Consider the following 26,811-nt stretch of genomic DNA (forward strand, 5'->3'; position numbering starts at 1 on the left):
CGGTCGCAGCCGATCCGGTCGAGCGAGTCCGTATTCACCCCGGGCCCACCCCGGGATCCCCGGGAGTCCCGGCACCTCAGCCGGGGAACCCCCGGCACGTCAGTCATCACAGGAACTGTCGCCACGGCTTCCGAGCGCCGGGTCGGCGCCGGCGCCCTCCCGGATCGGCTTCAGAGCGATCCGAAAGGCTTCCTCGTGCAGATCGTGCAGCGATTCCCGCAGCGGATTGCCGAGGCGATCCACCGCCTTGCGCGCGCACTCGAGCGCCTTCAGCCGTTGGAGCATCTCCTTCGTGAGCGCGTCGAGCTGAGGGCGCACCTCCGACTCCAGATCCGGCCGGTGCCGCGGCTGCAGTTCGGGGTGAGCCATCCACAGGTCGTGCAGACGCCGCTGCAGTACCTTGTTGGCCTCGATCTGGGCCCGGAAGAAGCGACGGCTGAGCACAGGATCCAGCCCGATCTCCCGGGACCGGGCGACGACGTCGGCGAGCAACTGCTCCTCGCGGGCCTCGTCGTTGATCGGAGCGGTGCTTCCGTATTTCGCGGCCGCGACCTTGTCACCGAGTGCGAGCCGCTGCGCGGCGAGGGCCGTGAGCAGCGACTCTTGTTCGTCCACTTCAGCGGCGGACACGGTCGTCCGTGCGCGGCTGTTCGCGTCTGACCATTCCATATCCGACTTCACGTCAGCTGACATGTTCGGTTCTCCCGCAGGCCGCCTTGTGCTCAGCGCCACCCTTTCGGCGGACTCCCGGATGCACCGGCGCCTCAGCGCAGGAGCGGAATGACTTTCGAGAAATCGTGCATGTCCTTCTCGAGGACGCTGATGTAGCTGATCCCGAACTGCTCGCGATAACGAAGCAGACGGTCGGCGACAGCGGCCGGTGACCCGACGAGATAGGCCGGCATTCGAGCGACTTCATCGGCCGGCATGCCGGACATCTGGATCCCGAGCGTGAGGTCCACCTTCGACGGGTGCGTCCCCACCCCGGCGACGAAGAGGTTCAGTTCGATGTCGTCGATCCGCTCCCCCGCCACGTCACGGACGTGATCGACGCGCTTGGCGAAGGCATCCTCGGGTCCGCCGGGGCCGAAATTCGTCACGATGGAGAAGCTGATGATGTCCGCGTTGCGGGCGCCCAGTTCGAGTACCCGGTTCCCGGCCCCCGCGATCATGATGGATGGTGCGGGCCGGTCACGTTCGGCCCGCAACCTCTGCTGAACGCCCGTCAGCACTTCAGCCAGCCGGCTCACTCGCGAACCAGGGGTTCCGAACGGTTTGCCGGCAGCGGCGAACTCCTCTTCCACATAGCCCGCGCCGAGACCGAGCTCGAGCCGTCCGTCGGTGAGCCGGTGCATGTCAGCGATGTCGCGTGCGAGATAGGCGGGCTCGACGACACCCGCATTGATGACATAAGTACCCAGACGCATCCGTGTCACGTCGGCGGCGGCCGCCAAGGCCGGAAATGGCGCGAGCATGCCGAGGTGGTCGGGCACCTGAAGGACGTCGTAACCCAGATCCTCGACCTTACGCACGCGGGCACGCCACTGCGCCCGGGAGTCACCGGTCATGAACAGGTTGGCGCCGAAGCGGAACGGGCGATCTTTCATGGCGGACCTTCTCAGAGATTGACGAATTCCGGGCCGTCGGCCGGAAGCGCGGGCACGGCGCCGCGGGCGGCGGCGCGGTGGGCGAACTCGCGGATGCCGGCGATCTGCCGCTCACCCAACGAGAAGTCGAGGGCCCGGAAGTACTCGGCCAGGGTGGCGGCGTCGAACGGCTCCCAGCGCGAGGCCGTCACGGCGACCTCGTCCAGCTCGGTCAGGCAGAGCTGCTTCGACCGCTGGAAGGCATCGTGAACTTCCTTGACCTGGCCCGGGTGAGCCGCGGCGAAGTCCTTACGAACGGCCCAGACGGCGAAGACCATCGGCAGCCCGGTCCACTCCTTCCAGCCTTGAGCCAGGTCGAACACCTCCAGACCGAGCTCGGGCGCCTCGTAGAGGGCGCGCAGCGCCACATCCCCGATCAGCACGGCGGCGTCGGCCTGCCGAAGCATCTGGCTCAGATCCGGCGGGGTACGCACGTATTCGGGCTCGACCCCCCACCGATCGGCGAGCTGCATCTGAGCCAGCAGCACCCCAGTGCGCGAAGTGGAGCCCAATGCGACAGGGCGGCCGTCCAACTCTGGCAGAGGGCGCTCAGAGACGAGGTTGACCGACAGCACGGGCCCGTCGCTGCCGACCGCGATGTCCGGCAGCAGCAGGAGCTCGTCAGCGTGCTTCAGATATTCGACGAGCGAGATCGGGCCGATATCGAGGTCACCGCGAACCAGCGCATCGTTCAGCTGATCCGGAGTGTCCTTGTGCAGATCGACATCGAGCAAAGCGCCGGAGCGCATCAGGCCCCAATAGATCGGCAGGCAATTCAGGAATTGGATGTGTCCCACCCGGGGCCGCCGTGAACCTTCGGTCACCAGTCCTCCATGAGTCGCGCCGCCAGAAGGCCGGGCTGTCCGCACCCCGCTGAGAACACGCGATACTGGCAGGGACACAAAACCGGCCCGGTTCACCAGGTGATACGCCCGAACGGCGGACGGGTTCCGAGACGGAGCAAATGGTGATCTCGTACACATGCGCCCCGGACGTCACTCATCGGCCGGCGCCGAGGAATCCTTCGGCCGTCAGTCTCAGCCGAATTTTGCGGCGGGCGTCGAAGAGCGCCTTGTAGATCGTGTTACGGCTTACTCCTCGCTCCTGGCCGAACGAGTGCGGGGAGACACCGCGCAGCACGAGTGCGACAAAGGCCGAGCGCTGATAGCCGGTGAGATCCTCGGCCAGAGCACGCTGCACCGCGTCCATGAAGGCTCCCGACTCGGCCGCCCGCAACGGGTCCTCAGCGACAGAGGCCACGGGCCACTGACCCGTTTCCACCGGAACCGGGCCGTTGCGCCACACGTGACGGCTCGCCTTGTGCATGACCTCCAGTTCGACGAACCGGTGGGCCCAGGTGGTGAACCTGCTCTCCCCGCGAAACTCATCGAGCTTGCCGATGATGGTCATCATCGCGTCGGCGGTCGCCTGATGGGCCAGGTCCTCACGCTCCGGTCCCGTGATCTCCCCGGCGCGCCGGCTCACCAAGCTGCGAGCCACCCGGAGCAGGTCGGCGTGCAGCCGGCGACTGACAGTTTCATAGCTTCCGCTGTCGGCACGCAGGCCGGCGATCCATTCGCGCGACTCCGGATCGAGGTTCGGGAGGTTTCCTTTCTTCATGCCGGTGACGCTAGGACTGATCACTTATGAATTTGTTAAACGACGCCCGGCGGACGACAGCCCCGCCTTAAGAAAAGCGCTTCATGCAGGTCTTCGATGGCGCTCATAGGAAAAATGGATGGTTCCAGCCGGAGAGAAGGCCCACACCCAGTGGCCGTGCGTGCGGTCCGGGGAACATGTTCTTACTGGTGCGGACACGGGGGCACCGATCACGGCGAATTCGATTTCGGAGCGATATGTCCAAGGAAGACATGGATGTGGCGCGATTCAGCGTGCTGGGGCCGGTGCGAATGTGGCGAGGCGCTCAAGAGATGCATTTGCGGTCCCGCCATCGCCGGCTGATGCTGGCCTACCTTCTCGTCCGAGCCGGCGAACCGGCCGGTTTCGAGGAGTTGGTGAATCTGCTCTGGCCGACCGACCCGCCCGCCAACGCGACCAACATCCTGTACCAGCACGCCGGCGCTCTAAGGCGGCTGGTCGAACCCGGCCTCGCCCGTAACGATCCCGGCCTCTGGCTGACCCGGCACGGCGCGGCCTACCAAGTCGGCGCGGACGCCGGATCGCTCGATCTGCTGCGCTTCCGGGAGCTGTGCCGGCAGGCTCGTGGGCGAGCAGCACGCGGCGATCACGTGCTCGCGGTCGAAATGTGGGCCCAGGCCCTGGATCTGTGGCGAGGAACCTGCGGCGAGGGACTGGACTCGGTCAACGGGATCCATCCGGTTTTCGTCGCGATCGACAACGAGCGCATCGCGGCGGCACGGGAAGCGGCCGATGTAGCCCTGCGCTGCTCGGCGGCGAGTGTGATGCTGCCCGGGCTGCGGCGCACCGCCGAGTCCCACCCACTGGATGAATCTCTGCAGGCGCGCCTTCTGGCCTGCATGGCCGCCGAAGGCAACCGAGCCATGGCCTTGGTCGCCTACGAGGACTTTCGTGCCCGGCTGAGCGAGGAGGTCGGCGTCGAACCGGGAACGGAGATGTCGACGATCCATGGCGAGTTGTTGCGCGACCCCGCTTCGGTCGCCCCGGCTCAGTTGCCTCCCGACCTGAGTGTCTTCACCGGCCGACGTGCGGAGCTGGCCAGGCTGACCGCGCTGCTCGACACCGAGCGGCCCGGCCCTCTGATCGTCACCGTCGACGGCATGCCGGGCGTCGGCAAGTCGAGCCTCGCCGTCCACTGGGCCCACCATGTCGCGACCCGGTTCCCGGACGGCCAGGTCTACCTCAACCTGAGAGGGTTCGGCGCACACAGCCTGCCCATGACAGCGGACGAGGCGGTGCGGACCCTGCTCGAGTCCCTCGGTATCAGCGACGAGCGAACCCCACGGCACTACGACGCCGCCGTCGGCATGTATCGCAGCATCCTCGCCTCGCGCCGGCTCCTCCTCATCCTGGACAACGTCCGCGACGCCGGGCAGGTCATCGACCTCCTGCCCGGCTCGCCGGCATGCACCGTGATCGTCACCAGCCGCGTACGACTCGGCTCCTTGAGCGCCAACGGCGCCCACGTGCTGAGTCTGGGACTGCCGAGCCACTCGGACGCACGCGAACTGCTGCGCCGCCGGATAGGACCGGGCGACATCGAGATGGACGGGCCGGCCCTCGACGAGATCGTCAACCGATGTGATCGCCTTCCGTTGGCCCTCGCTCTGGTCGCGGGGCGTACGGTGGCCGGCCCGGAGTTCTCCCTGCCGGTCATCGCGAAAGAGCTGCGATCGGCCGCGGACGCCTTGGACGCGCTGGGCAACGCCGACATTCACAGCGACCTGAGAGCCGTGTTCTCCTGGTCCTACCAAGCGCTCTCCACGCCGGCACAGCGGCTGCTCCGGCTCAGCTCGATGATCGGCGGCCGCACCTTCTCGTCCGCGGAGGCCGCCGGCGTGACCGGCGGGAGCCTGCGCGAGACAAGGGTGCTGCTGCTGGAGCTGGCCGACAGCAACGTCGTCACCGAGGTCGCGCCGGGACGGTTCTTGCTGCACGACCTGTTGCGGGCCTACGCCGCGCAGCTGCGCGGCGTAGGCCAACCTACTGGTAGCGCCCTTCGAAGCGGCGACCACTCGCACCCTCGATGAACGTGAGTCCCACCGGTGCGGCGCCTTCCACGACCCAGCGAAGCGTGTAGGTCGCGCGGTAGTCGGGCGGCCAGAACGACGAGAACTTGCCGTTCTCGATCGCGGACCACTGACCCTGAGTGGGACGGCCGCCCTCGACGTACGTCGTCCGGCCGTCGGCGGTGAAGGTTTGAGTCGAGCCGTCGGTGAAGACGAGCGGACGGGCGGTCAGGGCGGCCGTCATGTCGTCGGTGCTGACCAGGTCGCCGTCGGCGACCGGGGCGGTCTCGGATGATCGGGTCATCGGAGCTCCTTCGTCGTAGTTTCCTGATTCCCAGCCTTTGTGTCCTTGACCTCCGGGATTCTTACCAACCGCTGACGCGATCCACAGTGCGTGTCCATTCACCGCCGGGGACCGAGGCCCGGCTCCAGCGGAACCGGGCCTCTGGTGACTCAGTAGGCGGCGATGCCCTCGCTGTTGACGCCGCCGGGGATCGACGCTGATCCGGCTGGGGTCAGTTTGCCGTCGTGGCCGATCCGGAAGGCCTCGACACCGTCGGGCGTCGCGCCGGTCTCGGCGTACAGCGTGCGGCCGTCGGCCGACGTGGCCGTGTCGATCGTGCCGCCGCCCACCGTGTGGGTCGTGCCCAGGTTCTGCAGCGATCCGTCGGCCTTGGTGCGGAAGGCGGAGATGGTGCCGGTGGCGGCGTTCGAGAGGTAGAAGGTGCCGTTGACGCCGGTGACCCAGCACGTCGCCGTGCCCCCGGTGCCCACCTCGGCGAGCGGGACGAGCCGGCCGTCGCGGCGCAGGTCGAAGGTGGCCGCGGCATTGGTCCCGGCCTCCGCGACGACGACGTGGCCGAACCGGTCGAAGTCCAGGGCGAACGGGGTCTTGCCGGGCGCCTCGTACCGAACCGGCTTGCCCGAGATGCCGCCGGACGCGGTGACCGCGAAGACATCGATCCGGCTTGCGCCCTTGATCGTGACGAGCACGTGCCGGCCGTCCGGAGAGAACGCGACCTGTCCGGGCGAGTCCGTCGTGGCCTTGAGGGCGAGCTTGCGGTGGGTGCCCGGCAGGGCCACGAGCCGGTCGCCGTACCGCCGGAAGCCCTGGATCGAGCCGCCGTCGTGGGCGTTGAGCACGTAGACCAGGTGGTCGTGCACGGCCACTCCGACCGGGAAGCTGCCGCCGCTGCCGATCACCTGCAGGCGAGTGAGCCGGGCGCCGTGCACGCCGAACACCGTGATCGTGTTGCTGCCGGCGTTCACGGCGTAGAGCAGTCCGTGAGCGCGGTCGAGGGTCAGGCCGCCCTGCGAGGCCAGCGGGTCGACGGCGGTGGTGGCCGGCGTGCCCAGCCCGCCCGTGGCGTAGGTGCCGACCTGGTGCAGGTTCCGGTCGTACGAGACGATCTTGTTGCCGCCCGTCCCGTTGGTCTGGACGAACACCGCTCCATCCGCCGTGTGATGTGTGCCGGATGCTGCCGCCGGGCCGGCGGCGGCCGTCGTGGCCGCAAGGGCGACGCCCGCAATGGCGGCCGCGCGAGTGGTGGTGCGCATGAGTGACTCCTTGTCAGTGACTTTCGTCGGACGCGATGTTGGTGCCGGGCCGGCCCAGGGGTCTTACGTCGCTGTGGGCAAACGTGGCCCAGGTCAACTGACCGGGTGGGGCAGCGTGCCGACGGTCGAGACCCGCTCCGGAGCCCGCTCATGCTCGTATGCGAGCCCGCCGGCTAATGGGTATTGTGGCTTCGTGAGCGTTACACCATCTCTGCGTCTTCTCCAGCGGGCGGGATTCCCGATGGGCGGTGAGTCGCTGCCTTCGCTCGATCTCGCGGACACCGTGATGCTCGCCGTCGACCCGCCTGTCGATCTGCTGGCCAGCGAAGATCAACTGGCGACATGGTGGAACCTGCAGTCGTCGCGGCTACCAACCGCGCCGGTACCATCGCTCACGGCTGTCCAGCGGTTGCGGGCCGCCGTGCGCGAGCTGCTCGACGCTCACCTCGCCGGCCAGGCCATCGAGCCGGGCGCGGTCGAGATCCTCAACGCCGTCGCCGCGTCGGCATCGCCCAGTCCTCGTCTGCTCGTCGCGGATTCCGTAGCTCAAAGGGAGATCTACTGGCAGGTCAAGCGGGGCGGCAACGCCGGTCTGGCGGCTCTCGCCCAGGACGCCATCGGCTTGCTGTCGTCGCCGGAGAACCTGGACCGTGTCCGGCGTTGCGCGAACCCCGCCTGTTCGATGCTGTTCCTGGCCTCCAGCGCCCGTCGCCAGTGGTGTACCGCCAACATCTGCGGCAACCGCGCTCGGGTCTCCCGCCATCACGAACGCCACAGGGGGCGAAGATGACCATCGCACCCGAACCACCGACGCTGTTCGGCCGGCACGACGAACAAGCGGAGCTCAACCAACTCCTGGCCGACGTCCGGACCGGCGCCAGCCGGGCTCTGGTCATGCACGGGGACGCCGGAATCGGCAAAACCGCTCTGCTCGACCATCTGCTCGCGCAGGCCGCCGGATGCGAGATCATCCGCACGGTCGGAGTGGAAGCCGAACGGGAGCTCGCCTTCGCGACATTGCACCAGATCTGCGCTCCGATGCTCGACCGCATGGCTTCCCTTCCCGCCCCGCAGCGGGAGGCGCTGAACACCGCATTCGGCTTTGCTTCCGGGAGTCCGCCGGACCGGTTCATGCTGGGTCTGGCGGTTCTCGGCCTGCTGGCCGATCTCGCCCGGGACCAACCGGTCATCTGCGTCATCGACGATGCGCAGTGGCTGGACCGGGCTTCGGCACGAGTGCTCGGCTTCGTCGCTCGTCGTCTGCGAGCGGAATCAGTGGCGATCATCTTCGCCGTCCGCGATCCGGCTGGGCCGGATCTGGTCGGCCTGCCGACCATGGCCGTCCGGGGCTTGCCGATCGGAGACGCCCGATCGTTGCTGTCGTCGACCAAACTCGGTCCCGGCGACCCCGAGGTGGTCGATCGGATCATCGCGGAAAGCCACGGCAACCCTCTCGCGCTGCGCGAGCTGCCCCGCGGGTTCACTGCCGAAGAGCTCGCTGGTGGGTTCGAGGCCCGCGGCGCGGGCAGCCTGCCCTGGCGCATCGAGAAGAGCTTCCAACGGCAGATGGCCGAGCTGTCGACCGCCACCAAGCTGGTCATGCTGGTCGCGGCGGCGGAGCCGGTGGGCGACCCGAGCCTGCTCTGGAGGGCCGTCGACGAGCTGGGGCATACCCCGGATACCGGCACGGTCCTCTCCGAGGCGGCCGGCAATTTCCTCGACTTCGGGACGAAGATCGCCTTCCGGCACCCGCTGCTGCGCTCGGCCGTCTATCGAGCGGCCACACCTCAGCAACGTCGCCGCGCCCATCACGCCTTGGCCCAGGTGACCGACGCGGAGAACGATCCCGACCGGCGGGCCTGGCATCGGGCGCTGGCCACCAGCGGTCACGACGAGCAAGTCGCGGCCGAGCTGGAGAGCTCGGCCGGCCGCGCTCGAGCCCGCGGCGGGCCGGCCGCGGCCGCCGCCCTCCTTGAGCGCGCCGCGGAACTGACCCGCGACCCGGTCCTGCGGGGACGACGCCTGCTGGCCGCGGCGTGGGGCAAGCACGACGCCGGGCTGCCGGACGCCGGCCTTCACCTGCTGGCCATGGCCGAGGCCGGCCCCATGGGCCCGATGGAGCGCGCGCAGGCCGACCTGCTGCGGGCCCAGATCATCTTTGCCGTCCACCGGAGCGGCGAGACGCCGGCCCTGATGCTCAAGGCCGCCGCCCGCATGCGGACGCTCGACGTGCGGCTGGCGCGCGACACCTACCTGGATGCCCTGCGCGCGGCGTGGTACGCCGCCAACCGCACCGGGCCGGCGACCCTGCGCGACATCGCCGAGGCGGCGATCCAGGCACCCTGCCCCACTGAGAAAGCGCCCCAGGATCCGCTGCTCGACGGGCTCGCGTTGCGCTACACCGCCGGCTTCGCGGCCGGGGCACCCGAGATCAACCGGGCGCTGAAGGAGTTCCGGATCCGCGACATGCCCGATGATCAACGGCTGCGATGGCTGTGGTTCGCCGCCTCGGCCGCGGTCGACCTCTGCGACGACGAGACGGCGAACGAACTGAGTGCAAGCTACGTGCAGGTGGCCCGCGACACCGGCACGCTGGCTGCCCTGCCGATGGCGCTGACCACCCGCATCGTGTTCACCATCTTCGCGGGAGATCTGACAGCGGCCGGGACACTCGTCGCCGAGCTTCGCAATCTTTCCGAAGGCAGCGGCCACCTCGGCGCCGGTTACACCAGCCAACTGCTCAGCGCGTGGGAAGGCGACCACGACCGTACCGCCGAGCTCATCGAGGCGAGCACCGCCGACGCCCGCCGTCGTGGTGAAGGCCTCGGGCCGATCACCTCCGGATGGTCCCGGGCGGTCCTGTACAACGGGCTCGGCCGGCACGAAGACGCAGTGCGCCCCGCCCTGGAGGCCACCGCCCCCTCTCAGGAGCAGGGCGTCCTGACGTGGGCGTCGCTGTTCGAGCTGGTTGTCGCAGCGAGCCGAGCGGGTCGCACACTGACCGCCGAGGAGGCGTTGCACCGGCTCACCGTGATGACACGAGCGTGCGGCACCGACTGGGCCCATGGGCTGGAAGCCTGTGCCCGGGCGCTGGTGAGCGACGACGCAACCGCCGACGATGCGTTCCGGCAAGCCGTCGGTCTCCTTGGGCGCACCCGTATTCGCAGCTATCTTGCTCGCGCGCATCTGTACTACGGCGAATGGTTACAGCGTCGCCATCGGCGATCCGACGCCCGGGACCAATTGCGGATCGCCCACGACATGCTCGCCGGCATGAACATGACAGCCTATGCCGCAACCGCGGCGCGTGAGCTCTCCGTCTGCGGCGAAAAGGTGAGCAGGAGCGCGGAGCCGGTCGCCTCCAGTCAATTCACGACTCAGGAGACCCAGATCGTGCGATTGGTGCGCGAGGGGCTGTCCAACGCGGACATCGCGACACGGTTGTTCATCAGCCCGCGCACTGTCGAGTGGCATCTGAGCAACATCTTCGCCAAGCTGGGCATCACATCCCGCCGACAGCTGCGCCGCCATGATCGCTGATTGGCGGTCGATGAAACGATGCGCTGACCCTGACGGGGCTCACGCCGGTGCCGGCACCGGCCGTGTCAGCTCTTGAAGGTCCTCGAGCGAGCGGCCGGTGATCGGGGCCGGGCGCATCGTCGCCGGGTCGATGCTGACCAGCACACGATGGCCGTGAGCGTATTCCTCCTGGCCGGACGCGGAGAGAATGCGAAAGCCCATGACGTAGCTGGTCGTGCCGACGCGCTCGATCCACAGATGGATCAACACCCGCCCATAGTTGCGGATCGGGCGGTCGAAGGTGATCGAGAATTCCCGGACCAGGATGAACGTCTCCGATTCGGGCTTGTCGGGGTCGTGGTGATAGCCCTTCGACTCCCAATAGGTGGCCGCCGCGCGGTCGACCAGACGCACGTATTCTCCGTGATAGAGCGTCCGGGCCGCGTCGAGCTGGTCGAAATAGACGTCGATGGGCTGAATTACGCCGTATTCCATTGTGATTCCCATGCCTTAGGTTTACGCCCCGCCCGGTTCATGGTTCGGCGATGTGAGCCGGCACGCTTCCTCCGTGCAACCCGGCCGTCAGCCGCCTCAGCCCGCCACCGCCGGGTAGGCCAGGATGCGGTCGACGACCTGGGTGACCGTCGGCTCGACGATGTCCGGCTGGGGACCGAGCGGACTGGCCACCACTCCCGGACGCCGAACGAGCGCCGCGCGACAGCCCGCCGCCAACGCGCCGGAAACATCCCAGGCGTGTGCGGCGACCAGCCGTACCTGGGAGCGAGCGACGCCGAACCGGTCAGCGACCGCGTGATAGGGCTCCGGGGCGGGCTTCAGCCTCTTCACCGAGTCGGCCGAGATGACCGCGTCGAAGTCCGGGCGCAGGCCGGCATGGGTGAGCTGAGCCTCCGCCACGGCCTGCGTCGAGTTGGTGAGGGCGACGACGGTGAGGCCGCTACCGCGCAGGCGGGTGAGCGCCGCCGGTACTTCTCGGTGCGGCGGCAGAGTGGTCATGCCGTCGACGATGGCGGTGGCCTGTGCGACGGTGAGATCGGTTCGCGTCCGTTCGGCCATCATCTGCAGCGCGGCGTGCTGGGCCTTCGTGAAATCGACATACCGGCCCGTGAGCCCTCCGATGAAGGACAGCTGCAACATCTGGGCGAACCATTGCGAACGCGCCCCGGGATCACCGAAGACCTGCCCGAAGACCTCGTCGAGAGCCCGCAGGTCGAGCAGAGTCTCGTTGACGTCGAAAGCGATGACCTTCACCATCTGCACCTTCACCTCTTCACACCACCGAACCATCCACATGTCCTCGTTCAGGATTACGCCCACCAGAGTGCCGAGTTCGTGGAGGTGAGCCTGCCGGTCGCGGGCGAGACCGGAGATCCGGGGCACTATCGCGCCCCACTAGGTCACCGATCGTGGACACCCGCACTAGGGTTCAGGTGATGCTTCCCCACCGCGGCCCCGAACCCGCTATGACCTCGCACAAGCGGCACAACGACGTGCTGCTGGGCCGGCATGCCGAGACGGCGGCGATTGAGCAGCTCCTCAACGCCGCGCGCGCCGGCGCCAGTGGTGCTCTGGTTCTGCGGGGGGAAGCGGGGATCGGCAAGACGGCGCTGCTCGACCATGCTCTCATCCATGCTGCGGACTTCCACATCATTCGCGCCGCCGGTGTGGAGGCCGAGCGCGAACTGGCGTTCGCCGGCCTGCACCAGATTTGCGCGCCGGTGCTCGACCGCCTGGCTCGCCTGCCGGCTCAGCAGAGCCGCGCGCTGAGCATCGCGTTCGGATTGAGCGCGGGTCCGGCGCCGGACCTTTTCATGGTCGGCCTGGGAGTGCTGGGCCTGCTGGCCGAGCTTGCCGGCGAGCGGCCCGTCGTGTGCGTCGTCGACGATGCTCAGTGGCTCGATCGCGCCTCGGCCAAGGTCCTCGGCTTCGTGGCCCGGCGGCTACGGACCGAGTCGCTGGTCATGATCTTCGCGACACGGGGCGGCCCGGACACTCCGGGCCTGCCCGAGCTGGGCGGCGTGCCCGCCCTGACCGTTCCGGGGCTCGCCGACGAGTACGCGAGGGAGCTGTTCGCCTCCACGTTCCTGGGCCAGGTCGACGAGCGGGTGCTCGATCGCATCATCGCCGAGTGTCACGGCAACCCGCTGGCGTTGACCGAGTTGCCTCGCGGCTTCACCCCAGCCGAGCTGGCCGGCGGCTTCGGCTTCCGCCACCCGGGTGCCCTGCCGCGCCGAATCGAGCAGAGCTTCCAGCGCCAGATCGCCGCGGTGCCCCCGATCGGCCGTTCGCTGCTGTTGGTCGCCGCAGCCGAGCCCCTCGGCGACCCCGTCCTCGTGTGGAGTGCCCTCAACCATCTGAAGGTGCCGGTCGATAGCCAGCTCACTGCTCTGCAGACCGTCGCCGAATTCGTCGATTTCGGGTCCCGTGTCCGATTTCGGCACCCTCTGCTGCGGTCGGCGGTCTACGAGGCCGCGAGCGACGCCGAGCGACGCCAGGCCCATGCCGCGCTGGCCGAAGTCACCTCGGCCGTCACCGACCCGGACCGCCGGGCCTGGCACCGGGCGCAAGCAACCGCGGCCCCCGACGAAGACGTGGCGACGGAGTTGCAGACCTCGGCCGCCCGGGCACAGACCAGGGGCGGGTTCGCGGCCGCCGGAGCCTTCCTGGAACGGGCGGCGGAGCTGACCCCCGACCCGGTCCGGCGGGCGTCGCGGATGCTGGCCGCGGCCCAGGCCCTCTACCTCGGCGGTACACCGGACTCCGCGCTCCGGCTGCTCGCCCTGGCCGAGGCCGACCACGCATCCGAGCTCGACCGGGCCCAGGCCGATCTCCTGCGGGCTGACATCGCCTTCATGGTTGATCGGGGCAGCCGTACGGCGGACCTCTTCCTCAAGGCAGCCTCACGGCTCGCTCCGCTTGACGTCGGTCTCGCCCGCAGCACCTACCTCGACGCTTTACGGGCTGCTTGGTACGCGTCCGACTCCGGCAGCAGTGGCAACCTGCGCGATGTCGCCCGAGCCGCCGTCGCCGCGCCCGCCGCCGACTCCCCGGTGCGGCCTTCAGATCTCCTGCTGGACGCGCTGGCGGTGCGGTACACCGCCGGCTTCCCGGCCGGCGCACCCAAAATGCGGGAGGCGCTGACGGCCTTCCGCGAGCCGCCGGCGGACGACCCGCCGGGTCTGCGGTGGATGTGGTTCGCCAGCTCGATCGCCACCGACCTGTGCGACGACGACGCGGCCGACGAACTGACCGCCAACTACGTACGCGTGGCCCGCGAGACGGGAGCCCTGGCCGCTCTCCCGCTCGCCTTGACCACACGCATCCTCAATCATCTGTTCACCGGCGACTTGTCGGCGGCCTCCGTGCTCATCACCGAGCTCGACAACGTCGCGGACGGCACGGGGATCCCGGTGCCGGGCTACATGGCCCTGCTTCATGCGGCTTGGCGCGGTGACGAGCGCCGGACGGCGGAACTGGCCGCCGTCAGCGGCGCCGATGCCCAACGCCGCGGGGAGGGCCTCGCACCGGCCATCGCAGGCTGGGCCCAGGCGCTCCTCTACAACGGTCTGGGCCGGTTCGACGACGCTTTGACAGCAGCCCAGCAGACGATCCAGTCGAGCGTGGAGCCCGGTGTGCTGACCGGCGCGCCGATCTTCGAGCTGATCATCGCGGCCGCCTCCAGCGGCCGGGCCGAGATCGGAGCCGAGGCGCTGGAGCGTCTGTCGACATCGACGCAGGCCTGCGGCACCGACTGGGCGCTCGGCATGGAGGCTTGCGGCCGCGCTGTGCTCGCCCCTCCCGCCAAGGCGGAGGATCTGCACGTCGAGGCGTACGAGCGCCTGGGCCGCACCAAAATCAGGCCGCTGGCGGCCCGCGCGCACCTGTACTACGGAGATTGGCTGGCCCGGTCCGGCCGGAACGCCGATTCCCGCGACCACATCCGGACCGCGTACGACATGTTCACCGACATGGGCATGGAGGCCTACGCCGCGTCCGCGGCCCGAGGACTCGGGATGTCGGCTCGCCCGCAGGCCGCCGACGACGCGGGCCCTCTGACACCGCAGGAGACCCACATCGTCAGGCTGGCCCGCGAGGGACTGTCCAACGCCGAGATCGGGACCCGGCTGTTCATCAGTCCCCGGACGGTCGAGTGGCACCTGAGCAAAATCTTCGCCAAGCTCGGCATCACGTCAAGGCGTCAGCTACGCCGTTGACCTCATGGAGGTGATCCGCCCATGCCGCAGCGCCGACTCGTCACGGTCAACGACATCGAGCTGATGATCACGGAGGAGGGTGAGGGGCCACTGGTACTGCTGCTTCACGGCTTTCCGGAGGCCGCACATTCGTGGCGGCACCAGATCGGCCCGCTTGCCGCAGCCGGCTACCGCGTTGTCGCCCCCGAGCAACGCGGATACGGCCCCAGCTCCCGTCCGGCAGCGATCGGCGACTACACGATCATGCACTTGGTCGCGGACATGACCGGCCTGATGAAGAAGTTGAGAGCCCCTGATGCCGTGGTCATCGGACACGACTGGGGTGCGACGGTCGCCTGGCACCTCGCTCTGATGCGCCCCGACCTGATCCGAGGAGTCATCGGGCTGAGCGTCCCGCCCTACCCTCGGGGTGTCACCGGCCCGCTGGCGGGCATGCGGGCGCTGTACGACGGCCGCTTCTACGTGAACTACATCGAAGAGCCGGGCGTCGCTGAGAGGGAGTACGAACGCGACCCGATCACCAGCCTGCGCCGCACCTTCTACGGCGTCAGCGGGGACAACCCGGCGAACCGTTCACCGAGGAACATGCTGGTCCCCCGCGGCGGTGGATTGCTGGACGCGATCGACCCGGAACACAGCGCGGCGATGCCCGGCTGGCTGACCTCGGAGGACCTGGACATCTTTGCCGGCCAGTTCGCCGACGGCTTCAGCGGGGCGTTCAACTGGTATCGCAATCTCGACCGCAACTGGGAGCTCACCGCCGCCTTCGACGGGGTACGGCTGCCGATGCCCGCGCAATTCATCACCGGCGACCTCGACACGGTCCTGGCCTTCCACGGCATCCGCGAACACGTGATGGCCCTCCCCCGCCGGCATCACCACTTCGCCGAACCGGTCATCCTGCCCGGCTGCGGCCACTGGATCCAACAGGAACGTCCTCAGGAGACCACCGAATTGCTGCTGCGGTTCCTCGCCTCGTTGCCCTAGCCGGCGTTCTGGGCAGGTGACGTGAACAGAGCCGCTCGGGCGACGTACGTCAGGTTGTGAACAGATTCGCTCTCGCCCGTACCGCCATGAACCACCTTGATGCCTGGTCCACAGGCGCGCAGGCACTCACGCTCCTCAGCGCAGCACACAGGCTGGGATGGATTCAATTCCTTGTACGTCCCCGGAAAACGGCCGAACTCATCCAGTTCACCGGTCTGCGACAAGAACGGCTCAAGGACGCACTTGGTGCCCTCGCCGCTCTGGGCGTCGTCGAGCTGACCGGTGACGACGTCCGGCTCAGCGCACCGTTCGCCGAGATGATGACGCCGGACGGATTCGCGGCGTTGCGCGACACCCTGGAACTGGCCCACCTCACCACAAGACTGGTGGCCGAAGTGGTCGAGGGTGACGAGTCACCGGTGCTCAGTGGTGCAGACTCGTTGACGGTGGCTCGGGGAGTCACGTTCCAGCCGGCCGAGGTCGGCCGTGACATATTCCGGCAGACCATGGACAGCCTGCCCGAATACACCGACGCCATCCGCCGGGGCCGAGTACTGGACGTCGGCTGCGGCGTAGCCAGCGGCCTGCTCACCACCGCCTCGATCTTCCCGGAGATGCAGGGGCTGGGAATCGAATTGGTTCCGGCCGTGGCCGAAGAGGCCAGCCGGCGAGCGAGCGAGCAGGGCGTCGCCGAGCGGATCGAGATCCGGTCCCTGGATGTGCGGGAATTCGATGAGACGGCCGCCTACAGCGCCTGTTTCTGGGCTCAACCGTTTTTCCGGAAACAGGACCGCCTTCCTACGCTCCGGGTCATTCACAAGGCGCTGGCGCCCGGCGGTGTACTGCTCGAGCAGGAGCTGATGAGTGAACCGGCTGATCCCGCGGACCAGGCGGCCTTCGCTCTGAGCCGCTTGACCTTCCAGGCCCAGGGCATCGCCTTCGCGCCGACAGCCGAGTCCCTGGCTCAGGAGGCACAATCAGCCGGGTTCACGCTGGTCCGCATCGCCTCCACGAACCTGGGACGCATGGTCGTCCTCCGACGCTAGGACGCCGCGCCGGACACGAGACGTCCACCACATCAGTGGCGGCCGGAGAATCGCGGGCCCGGCCGCACGTGAAACAGACCGACGCGGGCCACACCGGCCTGCGACTTCATAACACGATCACCGTTGGAGCCGAATCATGTCCATCCCTGTTGATCGGCCGTCATTCCTTCTGGTGCACGGCGGCTACCACACAGCGTCCTCCTGGTCTCCCGTTCAGGAGATCCTGTCGGCCGAAGGATGGAATTCCGAGGCCGTGAGCATGCCGAGTGCGGGAGATCAGCCCACTGCGGGGCTGTACGACGACGCCGAGGTGCTGGCCGAGCGACTGCGCCAGATCGACGGGCCCGTCGTGGTAGCCGGCCATTCACACGCCGGCCTGACGATCACTCAACTCGACGACGAGCACCCCAACCTTCGCCGTCTCATCTACATTGCCGCCTTCATGCCGACCGAGGGTGAGTCAGCCGCGACCGCCTTCGGCATTCCCGCGCCCGACGATCCCAGTGGCGTTGCCCCGCGCGAGGCTTACGGAGACCCGCGCCAGACGTTCTACTCCGATCTCACGGATGCTGACGCGGACGCTGCCATCGACCGGCTGGTCGACCAGAGCCTGCTGTCGTGCGTCCAGCCGACGACACGAGCGGCCTGGCGCAAGACCCCCTCGACCTACGTGATCTGCACCGAGGACAAACAGTTCCCGGTCGCCCTGCAGGAGAAGTACGCCGCGCAGATCGACGACGTCGTGCGGATTGCTACCGGCCACACACCGCTGCTCTCCGCGCCCGACAAGGTGGCGGAGATCCTGATGTCGCGCGCTACCGGCCCGATCGGGATGTAGCAGCGGCCGGGCAGTCCCACAGCTGTGCGGCGACGGAGCTGATCTCTTCGTCGTCGCACAGAACCTGCTGAGGCGCTCCGGCCTTGCGCGCGTAGTCGACCAGACGACTGAGCGCGCCGGATCAATGGTGCACGATCCGGACGACCGGACGCTCGTACCAGCTGAGCGGGTCTTGCCCGGCCCTCCGCCGAGGCCGAGCAAGACCGCCACGTGCCACGGACGGCTTCAGCACGTGGCCCGGCCGGGAGCTCTTGTGTCAGGTCCCTCCACAGCCGACATCAGCATCACGTCAGCCGGCCATCGAAGTTCCGCAGTGTGACCGCCGTCACGTTCGACAAACGATCGTCCGGATAACACCATGGCCCGCCGCCACTCGCCGAGGTCCGTGCCGGGCAGGGGACGCCATCTCAGGATCCGCCGAAGGCGACTGCAAGCCGGTCCCCACCCCGGGAAGGTCGTGGATGACAGGCACCCCGGCTGTATCGAGGTCGTTCGCCGGGCCGATCCCTGAGACCAGCAACAGTTGGGCCGAGCCGATGGCGCCCGCTGCGAGAATCACTTCGCGGTTGGTGCGAACCGTGACTTCAACGCCTCGAGCGGCATACGTGACGCCTGTGCACCGGGTCGAACCAGCCGAACCGCTCTTCCAACCCTCCGCTCGGATCCGCGATGAGTGTGTGACCAGCTTGAGCTGCTGCCTCGAGCCCGGCGTACACGAGGGCCGGGCGTTCACCGTCGGGCACCGGGCTGACCACGATCGGTCCATTCGCACCACGGACCGATGCCTGTCGGTGTGGTGCGTGTTCGCTGCGCCGGAGGTCGGGCAGGAGATCCGGGTAGGCCCATCCTTTGGCGCCGGACTCGGCCCACGCGTCGTAGCTGGCGGGTGTTCCTCGAGCGAACAGCATCGCGTTGACCGTGGAGGTGCCCCCGAGTCCTCGACCGTGCGGGAGGAAGACTGGTGCTTGAGTGCTCGATTGCGCGACGGTGAAGTCCGGATAGACAGCGTCCGTCGCCAGCTGCGCCGGCCACGCGGCCGGCGGTGCGTCCGCGGCCGCCGTCCGGGAGGGCCCTGCCTCCATGAGGAGCACGCTGGCGTGGCCTTTCTCCGAAAGGCGGGCCGCAAGGACGGAACCTGCTGATCCGGCCCCCACCACGATGTAGTCGTACGCCTGCTCGTCCGTGTTCACATCAAGCCTTCCCTTGATGTCGCGACCGGAGCCAGGCGTTGTGGCGCCCAGGGCCACGCATCCGCTCCCGTACCGCCGGTCTCACGGCCCCTCATGGGGAGAAATCTTTAGTGTGACGCGGCGCACTCTGCAAGCGTCGACTCGCCGGCGTGGGCGTAGAACCCGAGGATCATTGAGGTTCGCACGGTGAACCCCATCTGCTCATAGAGGCGGCGGGCGTGTTCGTTCGAGGTGTGCAGGAAGGCAAGCTCTCCGCGAGCATGAATGGACTCGACGAGCGTCTGTACGAGACGTGTGGCCAGACCCCGGCGCCGGAAGCCCGGATGTGTGGTGACCGAGCTGATCTCCGTCCAGCCGTCGACCCGGAAACGCTCACCGGCCATCGCGACCAGCCGGCCCCCGTCGCGTAGCCCGAGGTAGCTGCCCATCTCGTGGGTGCGTTTCTCGAACGGGCCGCCGGGCGGCGAAAGGTGCAGAAGTTCGACCATCGCGGGCAGGTCTCGCGAGCCGAGAACTTCGACCTGCGGGTCGGCCATCCCCTCGACGCCCGCGTCCACCATCTGTGCGACCCTGGCCTCGTTCAACCGTGTCCAGTCCGGCGGGGGCGCGACTGACCGCGCTCCCAGCGCCAGCGCCTGTCCCACTTCGCTGATCTTGGCTAGGGCATTCCAGGAATCCGGATCCGTCGGGTCATCCAGAGCCCACAGCGGAAGCACCTCGGGTAAGAATCGACCGGCTCGGCCGTGAACTTCGCCGAGTCTGCCCAACGGCCCGAGGAGAGAGTGCCAGATGACATTGTCGAGAAGAGTGTCGTTCCGCGCCATCGGCTGACCCCTATCGCAGATGTTTGATGACTCGGGCAAAAAAGTTCATGTGCGGTTCCAAGACGCTGATGTAGCTGACGTCGTGCTGTTCGCGATATCGCTGCAGCCGATCGGCGATCTCGCGTGGCGACCCGACCAGGACGGCGGGTAGCTGACCAAGTTGCGTGTCGTCGAGACCGCTGGCCTTGCCGATGACTTCGAGGTCGAGATCGTCAAGGGACTCGGCGACTGCGGCTGCACCCAGATTGAGCTCGAGGTCAGCGAATCTATCTCCCGCCGCCTCTCGAAGGATCTCGATGCGGTGCGCGAAAGCTTGATCCGGAGTCATACCCTCGGTCAGCCCGGCCCGAATGTTGAAACTGAAGATGTCAGCCGCGCGAGCGCCCAGGCGCAGCATGCGATCACCGGCACCGGCCAGCATGATTCGCGGCTGGGGTTTGTCGGGTTCCTCCGCCAGCAGTTGGCGGGTGGTGGAAAGGACCGCCTCCAACTTTTGTAGACGCTCACCTCCAGTACCGAACGGCAGTCCGACGGCCTCGAACTCGGCCGGAACGTATCCGGCGCCCAATCCCAATTCCAGGCGTCCTTCGGTGAGCCGGTAGACGTCGGCGACGTCGCGAGCCAAATACTTCGGGTTGACGATGCCCGCATTCATGACGAACGTGCCCAACCGCATCGAGGTCGCGTCGGCGGCCGCGACCAGCGCCACGAGCGGGGACGGGGTCTCGAGGTGGTCGGGCACGTGCAGGACGTCATATCCCATGTCCTCTGCCTGGCGCACCCGGGCCCGCCATTCAGAGCGAGAAGTGAGCTTCAGAAGGCTGACTCCAAAACGAAACGGGGCCGTGGTCATGAAATCCCTTCCTCGCGAACCGGAACCTGGAGCTCCGGCATCGGAAGCAACCATGACCGGGTAGCTGGTGGCTTCGCCTCCGAAGCACCACGGGCAGGTCCCCAGCCCTGTCCCGGGTCGGAGCGATATGCAAGCCGACGCCGGCGCGGGCACCCCTCGCGCCTGACCCGCAGGTCATGCCGGTTCACCTTGCACCGTCTGCCGCCAGGTGCGCTCGCCGGCGGAGCCCGGCAACAGCGGGAACACGATCAGAATCTGTTCATCGGACTGCCTGACCGTCAGGCTTTCCACCGCGACCTCGATCCGGCCGGCTTCCGGATGGTGGAAGGTCTTGCGGCGGCGGTCGGCGAGCGACACTGTCTGGTCCTGCCAGACCCGGCGGAACAGGTCGCTCGAGTCAGCCATGTCCCGGATCAGGCGACGCGTGCTGTCCTCGGGCCGCCGGCCGCAGCGTAGCCGGAGAATACCGATCATCTCGGCGGCAATTGCCGTCCAGTCGTCCCCGTGCAGCTCACGCGCCTGCGGGCTGGTCAGCATGTAGCGGATCGCGTTGCGCTCGTGTGTGGGCAGCGCGTCGAATCCGGTATAGAGCCGGCGACCGGCCGGGTTCATGGCGAGCACGTCCATGCCGGCATCGATGAGAACGGCCGGTGTCGGACCCAACGCTTGCATCAGGGCGTGGGTCTCGGGACGTACGGAGGCGGGTCCACTCGGCGGGTCCACCGGGTGGGCCAAGCGATGCAGGTAGGCCCGGTCGGCATCGGGTAGCTGCAGTACCCGGGCGATCGCGTCGATCACAGCGGTCGACGCGGTGAGGTGCCGGCCCTGCTCCAACCGGGCGTAGTAGTCGACACTCATGCCGGCCAGCTCAGCGACCTCCTCGCGCCGCAGACCGGGAACCCGACGACGACGGACGCTGACCACTCCGGCCTCAGCGGGGTCGAGCCGGGCTCGGCGAGACCGCAGGAAGTTGCCGAGTGCGGCATTCGGACGAACCGTGCTGTCGCTCATCCCTCCAGCTTCCTTCGGCGGGGACAGAAGGCAGACAGACGGCCCGGACAAGGGCTGGAAATCACAGGAAACAATGGATTCTGAACGGCCGCGCGAGCGCTGCAACACATTCGGTAACCGGCAGCGCCAGGACCCATTCCGCTTGTTCAAGACTTTTATGGGTGATCTCCATTTTTTCTATCACGAGCCGCGGAACTCCTGTTCACCGTCATTCCTCGACAGGCTCGGCGAGCACGGCCCGGTGCCCAGCCGTCGAGCATCTCCCGTATTGTGGAAGCCTTTCGCCAAGGGCAGAGTGGTCACTCGGTTGTGGTTTCCGTCGCATTACCGAGGCCGATCGGTAAGAACGGGCGCGATTCCCGGCACTGATGAGCACCCCACGCATCTCTGCTACGTTTCGGGAGCGCCCGTGCCCTTGAAAATCGGCTTCAATCTGCCGCAGACAACCCAGTACGACCTGGCCGCCGACGTGCCGACCTTCGCCCGCGAAGCGGAGCGCATCGGGTATGACAGCCTGTGGGTGCTCGAGAGAGTGCTCACGCCGATCGACCAAAGCGGCATTCATGGCCTGTACGGCGTGCCCGGGCTGGCCTGGCCCGACGTCTACCACGACGTTGCCGACCCCCTGATCACTCTCGCTCAGGCGGCTGCGGTGACCACCCGGATCAGCCTGGGCACCGGAGTACTGGTCGCACCGCTGCACCACCCGGTGCGACTGGCCAAGTCCTTGGCGTCTCTGGACGTTGCGGCTGGCGGCCGGTTGATCGCCGGGCTGGGCTCCGGGTGGTCCGTGGACGAGTACGCAGCCACATCGCGACGGCCGATGGCCGAGCGCGGAGCGGCGCTGGACGAGTTCCTCGACACGACGGCCGCGTTGTGGGGCGCCGACCCGGTGAGCGCGTCCGGTTCCGGGTTCGAGGTCGCACCGTCCTACTTTAGCCCGAAGCCGGCCGGGAACGTCCCGATCTATCTGGCTGGGGCTTCCGAGCCCGCGCTACGGCGTATCGTGCGGCGCGGTCTGGGCTGGTTTCCGACCGGACTGTCGGTCGAGCAGACGACGCAGACGCTGAGCCGGCTGCGCGACCGCGCTGGTGCCGATGTTCCGTGCATCGTGCAGGTCAGCTACCTCAGTACGACCCGGGTGCCTGCCGACGGCCGTCAGGAGTTCACGGGAAGCCCAGATCAGCTGATGGAGGACGTGGCTGCCCTCGCAGCAGGCGGTGTGAAGCACGTCTATCTGACCATGTCCGCTGCCGCGTTGGGGCTGACCGAACTGCTCGATGCGGCGGAACAGGTCTACGAGGCGGCCCGGCGCGCGCAGCTGGTGTAGCGCGCACGCCCGCGGGTCGTCCCAGCCGTCGCTGACCGGCATCCATCGACGATCCGCGGGCGTCTTCGTTCGTGCTCGGCCGCGTTCTCACGTTCCTCGTTGTGTATTGAGCGCGCAAGCGCGGCGAGAGAACAGGGCCGTCAGGCCGCCGCGCTCGTACGGCGGTGATGTCATGCATCGTGGGTCGAGGACTGCCGAACTCGGTTGTAGTGCCGGCGCGCTTTCATCCGGTTTCCGCAGACCGCCATCGAGCACCAGCGGGCCCGGTTGGGTTTGCTGTGATCGATCAGGAAGAGCCGGCACTCCGGGTTTGCGCAGGGACGCAGCCGCCCCGGGTTCGATGTCAGCAGGGCGCTCCAGGCGAGAACCGCCGCCGTCGCCGCGGTTCGACCGGCCGGAGCTTGCACCGCCCAACGGACGTCATCACCGTCGAATTGTGGTTGCCAGGTGAGTCCCTCCAACCAGGCGGAGAGCTTGGCCGGGGTGGTGTCGCCGCGGACAACCGACTGAAGATCGTTTCGGGCGGCCCGGACCGCTCGCCACTCCCGCGCCGCCCCGTCGCGGCCTCGGGCGCTTAGCCAGTCGCGGCCGGCATCAGCGGTGGCCAGTTCATCGACTGCGTTCCCGTCGATGGTCGGTGTGGTGTTCAACAGCTCGAGGAGGAACTGCTCGTCCGCGTGATCTGCATCTAACCGCCATTCCATGCTTGACAGGTTACACCGCCGCATGATGTTGTCTAACCCTCAAAGTGATTTTAAGGAGTTAGAGATGGCTCAAGTGCATCACCGCTACGCGACCGTCGGCGGCCACCGGTTGTTCTACCGGGAGGCCGGGCCGGCTGACGCGCCCACGCTCGTGCTACTGCACGGCTTCCCCACCAGCTCGTTCATGTTCCGCAACCTGATCCCGGCGCTGGCCGACCGTTATCACGTCATCGCCCCCGACTACCTCGGCTTCGGGTTGTCCGACGCCCCCGCCGCCGGCGATTTCAAGTACACGTTCGACGCGCTGACCGACCTGACGGCAGGGCTGCTGAGCCAGCTGGGGGTGACGCGATACGCCATCTACGTGCAGGACTACGGCGCGCCGATCGGCTGGCGGCTCGCGCTGGCCGACCCGGCCGCGATCACCGCGATCATCAGCCAGAACGGCAACGGCTACGACGCCGGCTTCGTCGAGGGCTTCTGGGAAACGGTCTGGGACTACCAGCAGGAACAGAACGCCGAGACCGAGGCGAACATCCGCACCGCCCTGACCAAGGAAACCACCCGATGGCAGTACGTCACCGGCGCTCCCGAGGAGAGCTTGGTGAGCCCGGACACGTGGGAACACGATTTCGCGCTGCTCTCGCGTCCGGGCAACGACGAGATTCAGCTGGCGTTGTTCCGCGACTACGCCACGAACCCACCGATGTACCCGGATCTGCACGCGTATCTGCGACGGGTCCAGCCGCCGGTCCTGGCCGTCTGGGGCAAGGACGATCCGATCTTCGGCCCGGCGGGAGCGCAGGCGTTCACCGCTGACGTGCCGGAGGCCGAGGTTCACCTGCTGCCCGGCGGTCACTTCCTTCTGGAAACCGCCGGCGACCAGGTGGCCGCCATCATCGGCGCTTTCCTGAGCCGCGTTCAGCCGCAAGCCTGAGGTACCCACCTCAAGCCTCTCCCGAAGAGGCCACCGGCTACTCGCCCAGCAGATGCCCGGGTCCCCGACCGCCAAGTCCACGGCCGGGGACCCGGCGCGACACCGACCACATCCCATAGGCACCGGACAAAGGAACAGACCATGACGGGAACACTGCAAGGCCGGACAGTTCTGGTGATCGGCCGCGGCAGCGGCATCGCCCGCGCCGTCACCCTGGCCGTGCGCGCGGCCGGCGCCGAGGTCGTCGTCGCGGGCCGCAACCCGGCCGACCTGACCGCCGCGTACGACGATCCGCACATCATCGCTGAGCGCATCGACCTCACCGACGAGGACAGCGTGGCGGCGCTGGCCGAGCGTCTCGGCCACGTCGACCACATCGTCTCGACGGCGTCAGCCCGGGCGCGCGGCACGGTGAGCACTCTCGATCACGATGTCGTCCTGGCATCCTTCAACGTCAAGGTTCTCGGCCCCATGCTGCTGGCCAAGCACTTCGCGCCCAGGATGCCGGCCGACGGATCGTTCGTGCTGTTCTCCGGCTCGTCGGCCCGCAAACCGGCAGCAGGCATGCTCGCCGTCGGCGCCACCAACGCCGCGGTCGACGTGGTGGCCCGCGGTCTCGCAGTCGAGCTCGCGCCGATCCGCGTCAACGCGATCTCGCCCGGAACCATCGACACCGGCGCGTACGACGCGCTCGGCGAGCAGGCCAAGACCCAGCTCTTCGAGAAGCGGGCGGCAACCAGCCCAGCCCGCCGCATCGGTACGCCGGACGACATCGCGGACGCCGTCCTGTTCGCGCTGAGCACTCCGTTCGTCACCGGGACCTCCCTTGCCGTTGACGGCGGCGAGCCTCTCGTCTGACCCCGGCCGCGACGTCGACGGAAGCCAGCTCAGCGAGCCCTCAGCCCGCGACCGTCGCGGGCCCAGAACGGGTTGCCGGGCGGTGGGCGAAGGCGGCAAGCGCGGCGGTGGCCAGCACACAGATCAGGGCGAGGTACATGTACAGCTCAGTGCTTCGCGCATAGGCGGCCGGGCCGGCGCCCGAACCGAGCGAGGCGAAGAAGGCCGAACCCAGAACCGCCACGCCGGTTGCGGCCGCGAACTGCTGGGTGGTGTTCAGCACACCGGCTGCGGCGCCGGCCCGGCTGGGCTCGACATTGGTCAGCACCGAGCTGATCAGGGACAGGTAAGCAACGCCGCTGCCCAGCCCGACGATACTTGTCCCCGGGAGCAGCCACCCTACCGTGATGTCTCCGCGCAGCACGTGAAGCACGACCGCCAGCCCGATCAGGCCGACCGCGACGATCAAGCTGCCGACCGGTACCGCGCGGGCTCCCAACCGAGTCACGGCACCACGGCCCACCAGCGAGACCAGCCCGAACACCACGCCCAAGGGCAGGTAGGCCAGGCCGGCCCCGAGCGCCGAGAGCTTCAGGCCGCCCTGCCAGAAGACGGTCAGGATCAGGAAGAAGCTGTTGAAGAACATCATGAAAGTGGCGGTGGCCGGCAGGCCGACCGCGAACGCCCGGCTGCTGAACAGCCGAAGGTCCAGCACCGGCTCGGTGTGGCGGTGTTCCCACCACAGTGTGGCCGCGAAGACCGGAACGGCCGCTGCCATCAGAGCGAAGATCCACGCGGGCCAGCCCTGTTCACGGCCGAGGGTGAGCGGGACCAGCACCAGCCCGAGCGAGCCGGCAATCCCGAGCGCCCCGAGCACGTCGAACCGGTGACGCGAGCCACCACGCAATTGACGCGGCAGCAGCCGGGCCGTGGCGATCACCGCGGCGACACTGATCGGCACGTTGATCAGGAAGATGGCCCGCCAGCTCAGCCCGAACAGGTCGGCTTGCACGAGCATGCCCCCGAGGACCTGTCCGGCGATGGCGCCGAGCGCGAGCGTCACACCGAACCACGACATCGCCCTGGGCCGCTCAGGCACGGGAAACACCGAATTGATCAGTGCGAGGACCTGCGGGACCATCATCGCGCCGGTCAGGCCCTGAAGGAGACGGGCCGCAACCAGCTGGCCCGGCGACTGAGCGAGACCACACAACAACGAGGCGATGGCAAACGTGGTGATCCCGACGAGAAACATGCGCCGGCGGCCCACCTGGTCACCGAGCCGTCCGCCGATCACCATCCCGGCGGCGTACGTGAACGCGTAGCCCCCGACCACCATTTGCAGCGCGGCCTCGCCCGTGTGTAAGTCGTGCTGCAACGCCGGGGCGGCGACGTTGACAACATTGAAGTCGAACAGCGTCATGAAGCTGGCGCTCAGCACCGCCGGCAGCATGGCCCAACGGTGCGGGAACGGTTGGTCGATCGTCACTCAAGCGACGCTAGGCAGGGATTCTGCTCCCTGCCTGGCCCAGTAATGGCCATGATCGGGGTCACGCCCCGATCCCCGACCGTATCGGGTGCTGCTCGGCCGCCCGCCTCAACTGAGCAAGACCGCCTTTCCCTGCTGCCTTG

25 protein-coding genes are annotated in these 26,811 nt (G+C 68.0%); 10 read left to right on the top strand and 15 right to left on the bottom strand.

The annotated features are described in order from the left end of the window. Window positions 1-99: 99 nt before the first annotated feature. From aroQ to AB0J66_RS38360, 4 genes are all read right to left on the bottom strand, one after another. Window positions 100-693 (bottom strand): gamma subclass chorismate mutase AroQ, encoded by a 594-nt coding sequence (gene aroQ, locus AB0J66_RS38345; protein ID WP_364671858.1) that lies wholly within the window; start codon window positions 691-693, stop codon window positions 100-102. 71 nt (window positions 694-764) lie between these two features. Next, complete coding sequence (locus tag AB0J66_RS38350) at window positions 765-1,607, bottom strand: TIGR03621 family F420-dependent LLM class oxidoreductase (protein WP_364671861.1); 843 nt, start codon at window positions 1,605-1,607, stop codon at window positions 765-767. 11 nt (window positions 1,608-1,618) lie between these two features. Next, a complete protein-coding gene (locus AB0J66_RS38355) occupies window positions 1,619-2,470 on the bottom strand; it encodes a menaquinone biosynthesis protein (protein ID WP_364671981.1) in 852 nt (283 codons plus the stop codon). A 175-nt stretch (window positions 2,471-2,645) separates the two neighbouring features. Continuing rightward, a complete protein-coding gene (locus tag AB0J66_RS38360; protein ID WP_364671864.1) occupies window positions 2,646-3,266 on the bottom strand; it encodes an RNA polymerase sigma factor in 621 nt (206 codons plus the stop codon). An 83-nt stretch (window positions 3,267-3,349) separates the two neighbouring features. Between AB0J66_RS38360 and AB0J66_RS38365 the strand changes: the two genes are divergently transcribed. Then, window positions 3,350-5,335 (top strand): BTAD domain-containing putative transcriptional regulator, encoded by a 1,986-nt coding sequence (locus AB0J66_RS38365; RefSeq protein WP_364671866.1) that lies wholly within the window; start codon window positions 3,350-3,352, stop codon window positions 5,333-5,335. Here the strand turns inward: AB0J66_RS38365 and AB0J66_RS38370 are convergent. Both AB0J66_RS38370 and AB0J66_RS38375 read right to left on the bottom strand, forming a co-directional pair. Next, complete coding sequence (locus AB0J66_RS38370) at window positions 5,289-5,618, bottom strand: hypothetical protein (RefSeq protein WP_364671869.1); 330 nt, start codon at window positions 5,616-5,618, stop codon at window positions 5,289-5,291. The genes AB0J66_RS38365 and AB0J66_RS38370 overlap by 47 nt on opposite strands. Window positions 5,619-5,767: 149 nt before the next feature. After that, entirely contained in the window at window positions 5,768-6,871 is a 1,104-nt protein-coding gene (locus tag AB0J66_RS38375; RefSeq protein WP_364671871.1) for a hypothetical protein, read from the bottom strand. A 241-nt stretch (window positions 6,872-7,112) separates the two neighbouring features. On the opposite strand from AB0J66_RS38375, the gene AB0J66_RS38380 reads away from it, so the two are divergent. Then, window positions 7,113-7,661 carry an ABATE domain-containing protein gene (locus AB0J66_RS38380; RefSeq protein WP_364671873.1) on the top strand — a complete coding sequence of 183 codons (549 nt, stop codon included), beginning with the start codon at window positions 7,113-7,115 and terminating at the stop codon, window positions 7,659-7,661. Beyond that, the gene (locus AB0J66_RS38385; RefSeq protein ID WP_364671876.1) at window positions 7,658-10,411 is read left to right on the top strand and encodes an AAA family ATPase; all 2,754 of its coding nucleotides are present in this window, start codon (window positions 7,658-7,660) and stop codon (window positions 10,409-10,411) included. The genes AB0J66_RS38380 and AB0J66_RS38385 overlap by 4 nt, the downstream gene beginning before the upstream one ends. Before the next feature lie 39 nt (window positions 10,412-10,450). On the opposite strand, the gene AB0J66_RS38390 is transcribed toward AB0J66_RS38385, so the two are convergent. Together AB0J66_RS38390 and AB0J66_RS38395 are read right to left on the bottom strand one after the other, a co-directional pair. After that, window positions 10,451-10,885: a hotdog domain-containing protein gene (locus tag AB0J66_RS38390; protein WP_364671878.1), complete on the bottom strand. Its 435-nt coding sequence runs from the start codon at window positions 10,883-10,885 to the stop codon at window positions 10,451-10,453. Window positions 10,886-10,981: 96 nt separating this feature from the next. Further along, window positions 10,982-11,659, bottom strand: a complete 678-nt coding sequence (locus AB0J66_RS38395) for a haloacid dehalogenase type II (RefSeq protein ID WP_364671881.1) — start codon at window positions 11,657-11,659, stop codon at window positions 10,982-10,984. Window positions 11,660-11,841: 182 nt separating this feature from the next. Here AB0J66_RS38395 and AB0J66_RS38400 point away from each other — a divergent pair, with 182 nt between their 5' ends. The 4 genes from AB0J66_RS38400 (at window position 11,842) to AB0J66_RS38415 (ending at window position 17,493) form a co-directional block, all read left to right on the top strand. Then, a complete protein-coding gene (locus AB0J66_RS38400; RefSeq protein ID WP_364671883.1) occupies window positions 11,842-14,622 on the top strand; it encodes an AAA family ATPase in 2,781 nt (926 codons plus the stop codon). Between the two features lie 21 nt (window positions 14,623-14,643). Next, window positions 14,644-15,609: an alpha/beta hydrolase gene (locus tag AB0J66_RS38405; RefSeq protein ID WP_364671886.1), complete on the top strand. Its 966-nt coding sequence runs from the start codon at window positions 14,644-14,646 to the stop codon at window positions 15,607-15,609. A gap of 86 nt (window positions 15,610-15,695) precedes the next feature. Beyond that, window positions 15,696-16,655 carry a class I SAM-dependent methyltransferase gene (locus AB0J66_RS38410; protein WP_364671890.1) on the top strand — a complete coding sequence of 320 codons (960 nt, stop codon included), beginning with the start codon at window positions 15,696-15,698 and terminating at the stop codon, window positions 16,653-16,655. A gap of 172 nt (window positions 16,656-16,827) precedes the next feature. After that, entirely contained in the window at window positions 16,828-17,493 is a 666-nt protein-coding gene (locus tag AB0J66_RS38415) for an alpha/beta hydrolase (RefSeq protein WP_364671892.1), read from the top strand. 325 nt (window positions 17,494-17,818) lie between these two features. Here the strand turns inward: AB0J66_RS38415 and AB0J66_RS38420 are convergent, their stop codons facing one another. From AB0J66_RS38420 to AB0J66_RS38440, 5 genes are all read right to left on the bottom strand, one after another. Continuing rightward, complete coding sequence (locus AB0J66_RS38420; protein ID WP_364671982.1) at window positions 17,819-18,178, bottom strand: GMC family oxidoreductase N-terminal domain-containing protein; 360 nt, start codon at window positions 18,176-18,178, stop codon at window positions 17,819-17,821. After that, window positions 18,078-18,740 carry a GMC family oxidoreductase N-terminal domain-containing protein gene (locus AB0J66_RS38425; RefSeq protein ID WP_364671894.1) on the bottom strand — a complete coding sequence of 221 codons (663 nt, stop codon included), beginning with the start codon at window positions 18,738-18,740 and terminating at the stop codon, window positions 18,078-18,080. Before AB0J66_RS38425 ends, AB0J66_RS38420 begins: the two co-directional genes overlap by 101 nt. A gap of 50 nt (window positions 18,741-18,790) precedes the next feature. Further along, complete coding sequence (locus AB0J66_RS38430; RefSeq protein ID WP_364671895.1) at window positions 18,791-19,507, bottom strand: GNAT family N-acetyltransferase; 717 nt, start codon at window positions 19,505-19,507, stop codon at window positions 18,791-18,793. Between the two features lie 10 nt (window positions 19,508-19,517). Further along, window positions 19,518-20,360 carry a TIGR03621 family F420-dependent LLM class oxidoreductase gene (locus tag AB0J66_RS38435; RefSeq protein ID WP_364671897.1) on the bottom strand — a complete coding sequence of 281 codons (843 nt, stop codon included), beginning with the start codon at window positions 20,358-20,360 and terminating at the stop codon, window positions 19,518-19,520. A gap of 174 nt (window positions 20,361-20,534) precedes the next feature. Continuing rightward, window positions 20,535-21,371 (bottom strand): helix-turn-helix transcriptional regulator, encoded by an 837-nt coding sequence (locus AB0J66_RS38440; protein ID WP_364671898.1) that lies wholly within the window; start codon window positions 21,369-21,371, stop codon window positions 20,535-20,537. Window positions 21,372-21,780: 409 nt separating this feature from the next. Between AB0J66_RS38440 and AB0J66_RS38445 the strand changes: the two genes are divergently transcribed. Next, window positions 21,781-22,701, top strand: a complete 921-nt coding sequence (locus AB0J66_RS38445) for a TIGR03619 family F420-dependent LLM class oxidoreductase (protein WP_364671900.1) — start codon at window positions 21,781-21,783, stop codon at window positions 22,699-22,701. A gap of 170 nt (window positions 22,702-22,871) precedes the next feature. Here AB0J66_RS38445 and AB0J66_RS38450 read toward each other — a convergent pair whose 3' ends face one another. Then, window positions 22,872-23,405: a CGNR zinc finger domain-containing protein gene (locus AB0J66_RS38450; protein ID WP_364671901.1), complete on the bottom strand. Its 534-nt coding sequence runs from the start codon at window positions 23,403-23,405 to the stop codon at window positions 22,872-22,874. A 64-nt stretch (window positions 23,406-23,469) separates the two neighbouring features. On the opposite strand from AB0J66_RS38450, the gene AB0J66_RS38455 reads away from it, so the two are divergent. Further along, window positions 23,470-24,342: an alpha/beta hydrolase gene (locus AB0J66_RS38455; protein WP_364671903.1), complete on the top strand. Its 873-nt coding sequence runs from the start codon at window positions 23,470-23,472 to the stop codon at window positions 24,340-24,342. Window positions 24,343-24,483: 141 nt separating this feature from the next. Continuing rightward, window positions 24,484-25,200 (top strand): SDR family oxidoreductase, encoded by a 717-nt coding sequence (locus AB0J66_RS38460; protein WP_364671905.1) that lies wholly within the window; start codon window positions 24,484-24,486, stop codon window positions 25,198-25,200. Between the two features lie 40 nt (window positions 25,201-25,240). On the opposite strand, the gene AB0J66_RS38465 is transcribed toward AB0J66_RS38460, so the two are convergent. Beyond that, window positions 25,241-26,668 carry an MFS transporter gene (locus AB0J66_RS38465; RefSeq protein ID WP_364671906.1) on the bottom strand — a complete coding sequence of 476 codons (1,428 nt, stop codon included), beginning with the start codon at window positions 26,666-26,668 and terminating at the stop codon, window positions 25,241-25,243. Window positions 26,669-26,811 lie beyond the last annotated feature (143 nt).

This window comes from Actinoplanes sp. NPDC049598, from assembly GCF_040675435.1.
Taxonomy (GTDB): domain Bacteria; phylum Actinomycetota; class Actinomycetes; order Mycobacteriales; family Micromonosporaceae; genus Actinoplanes.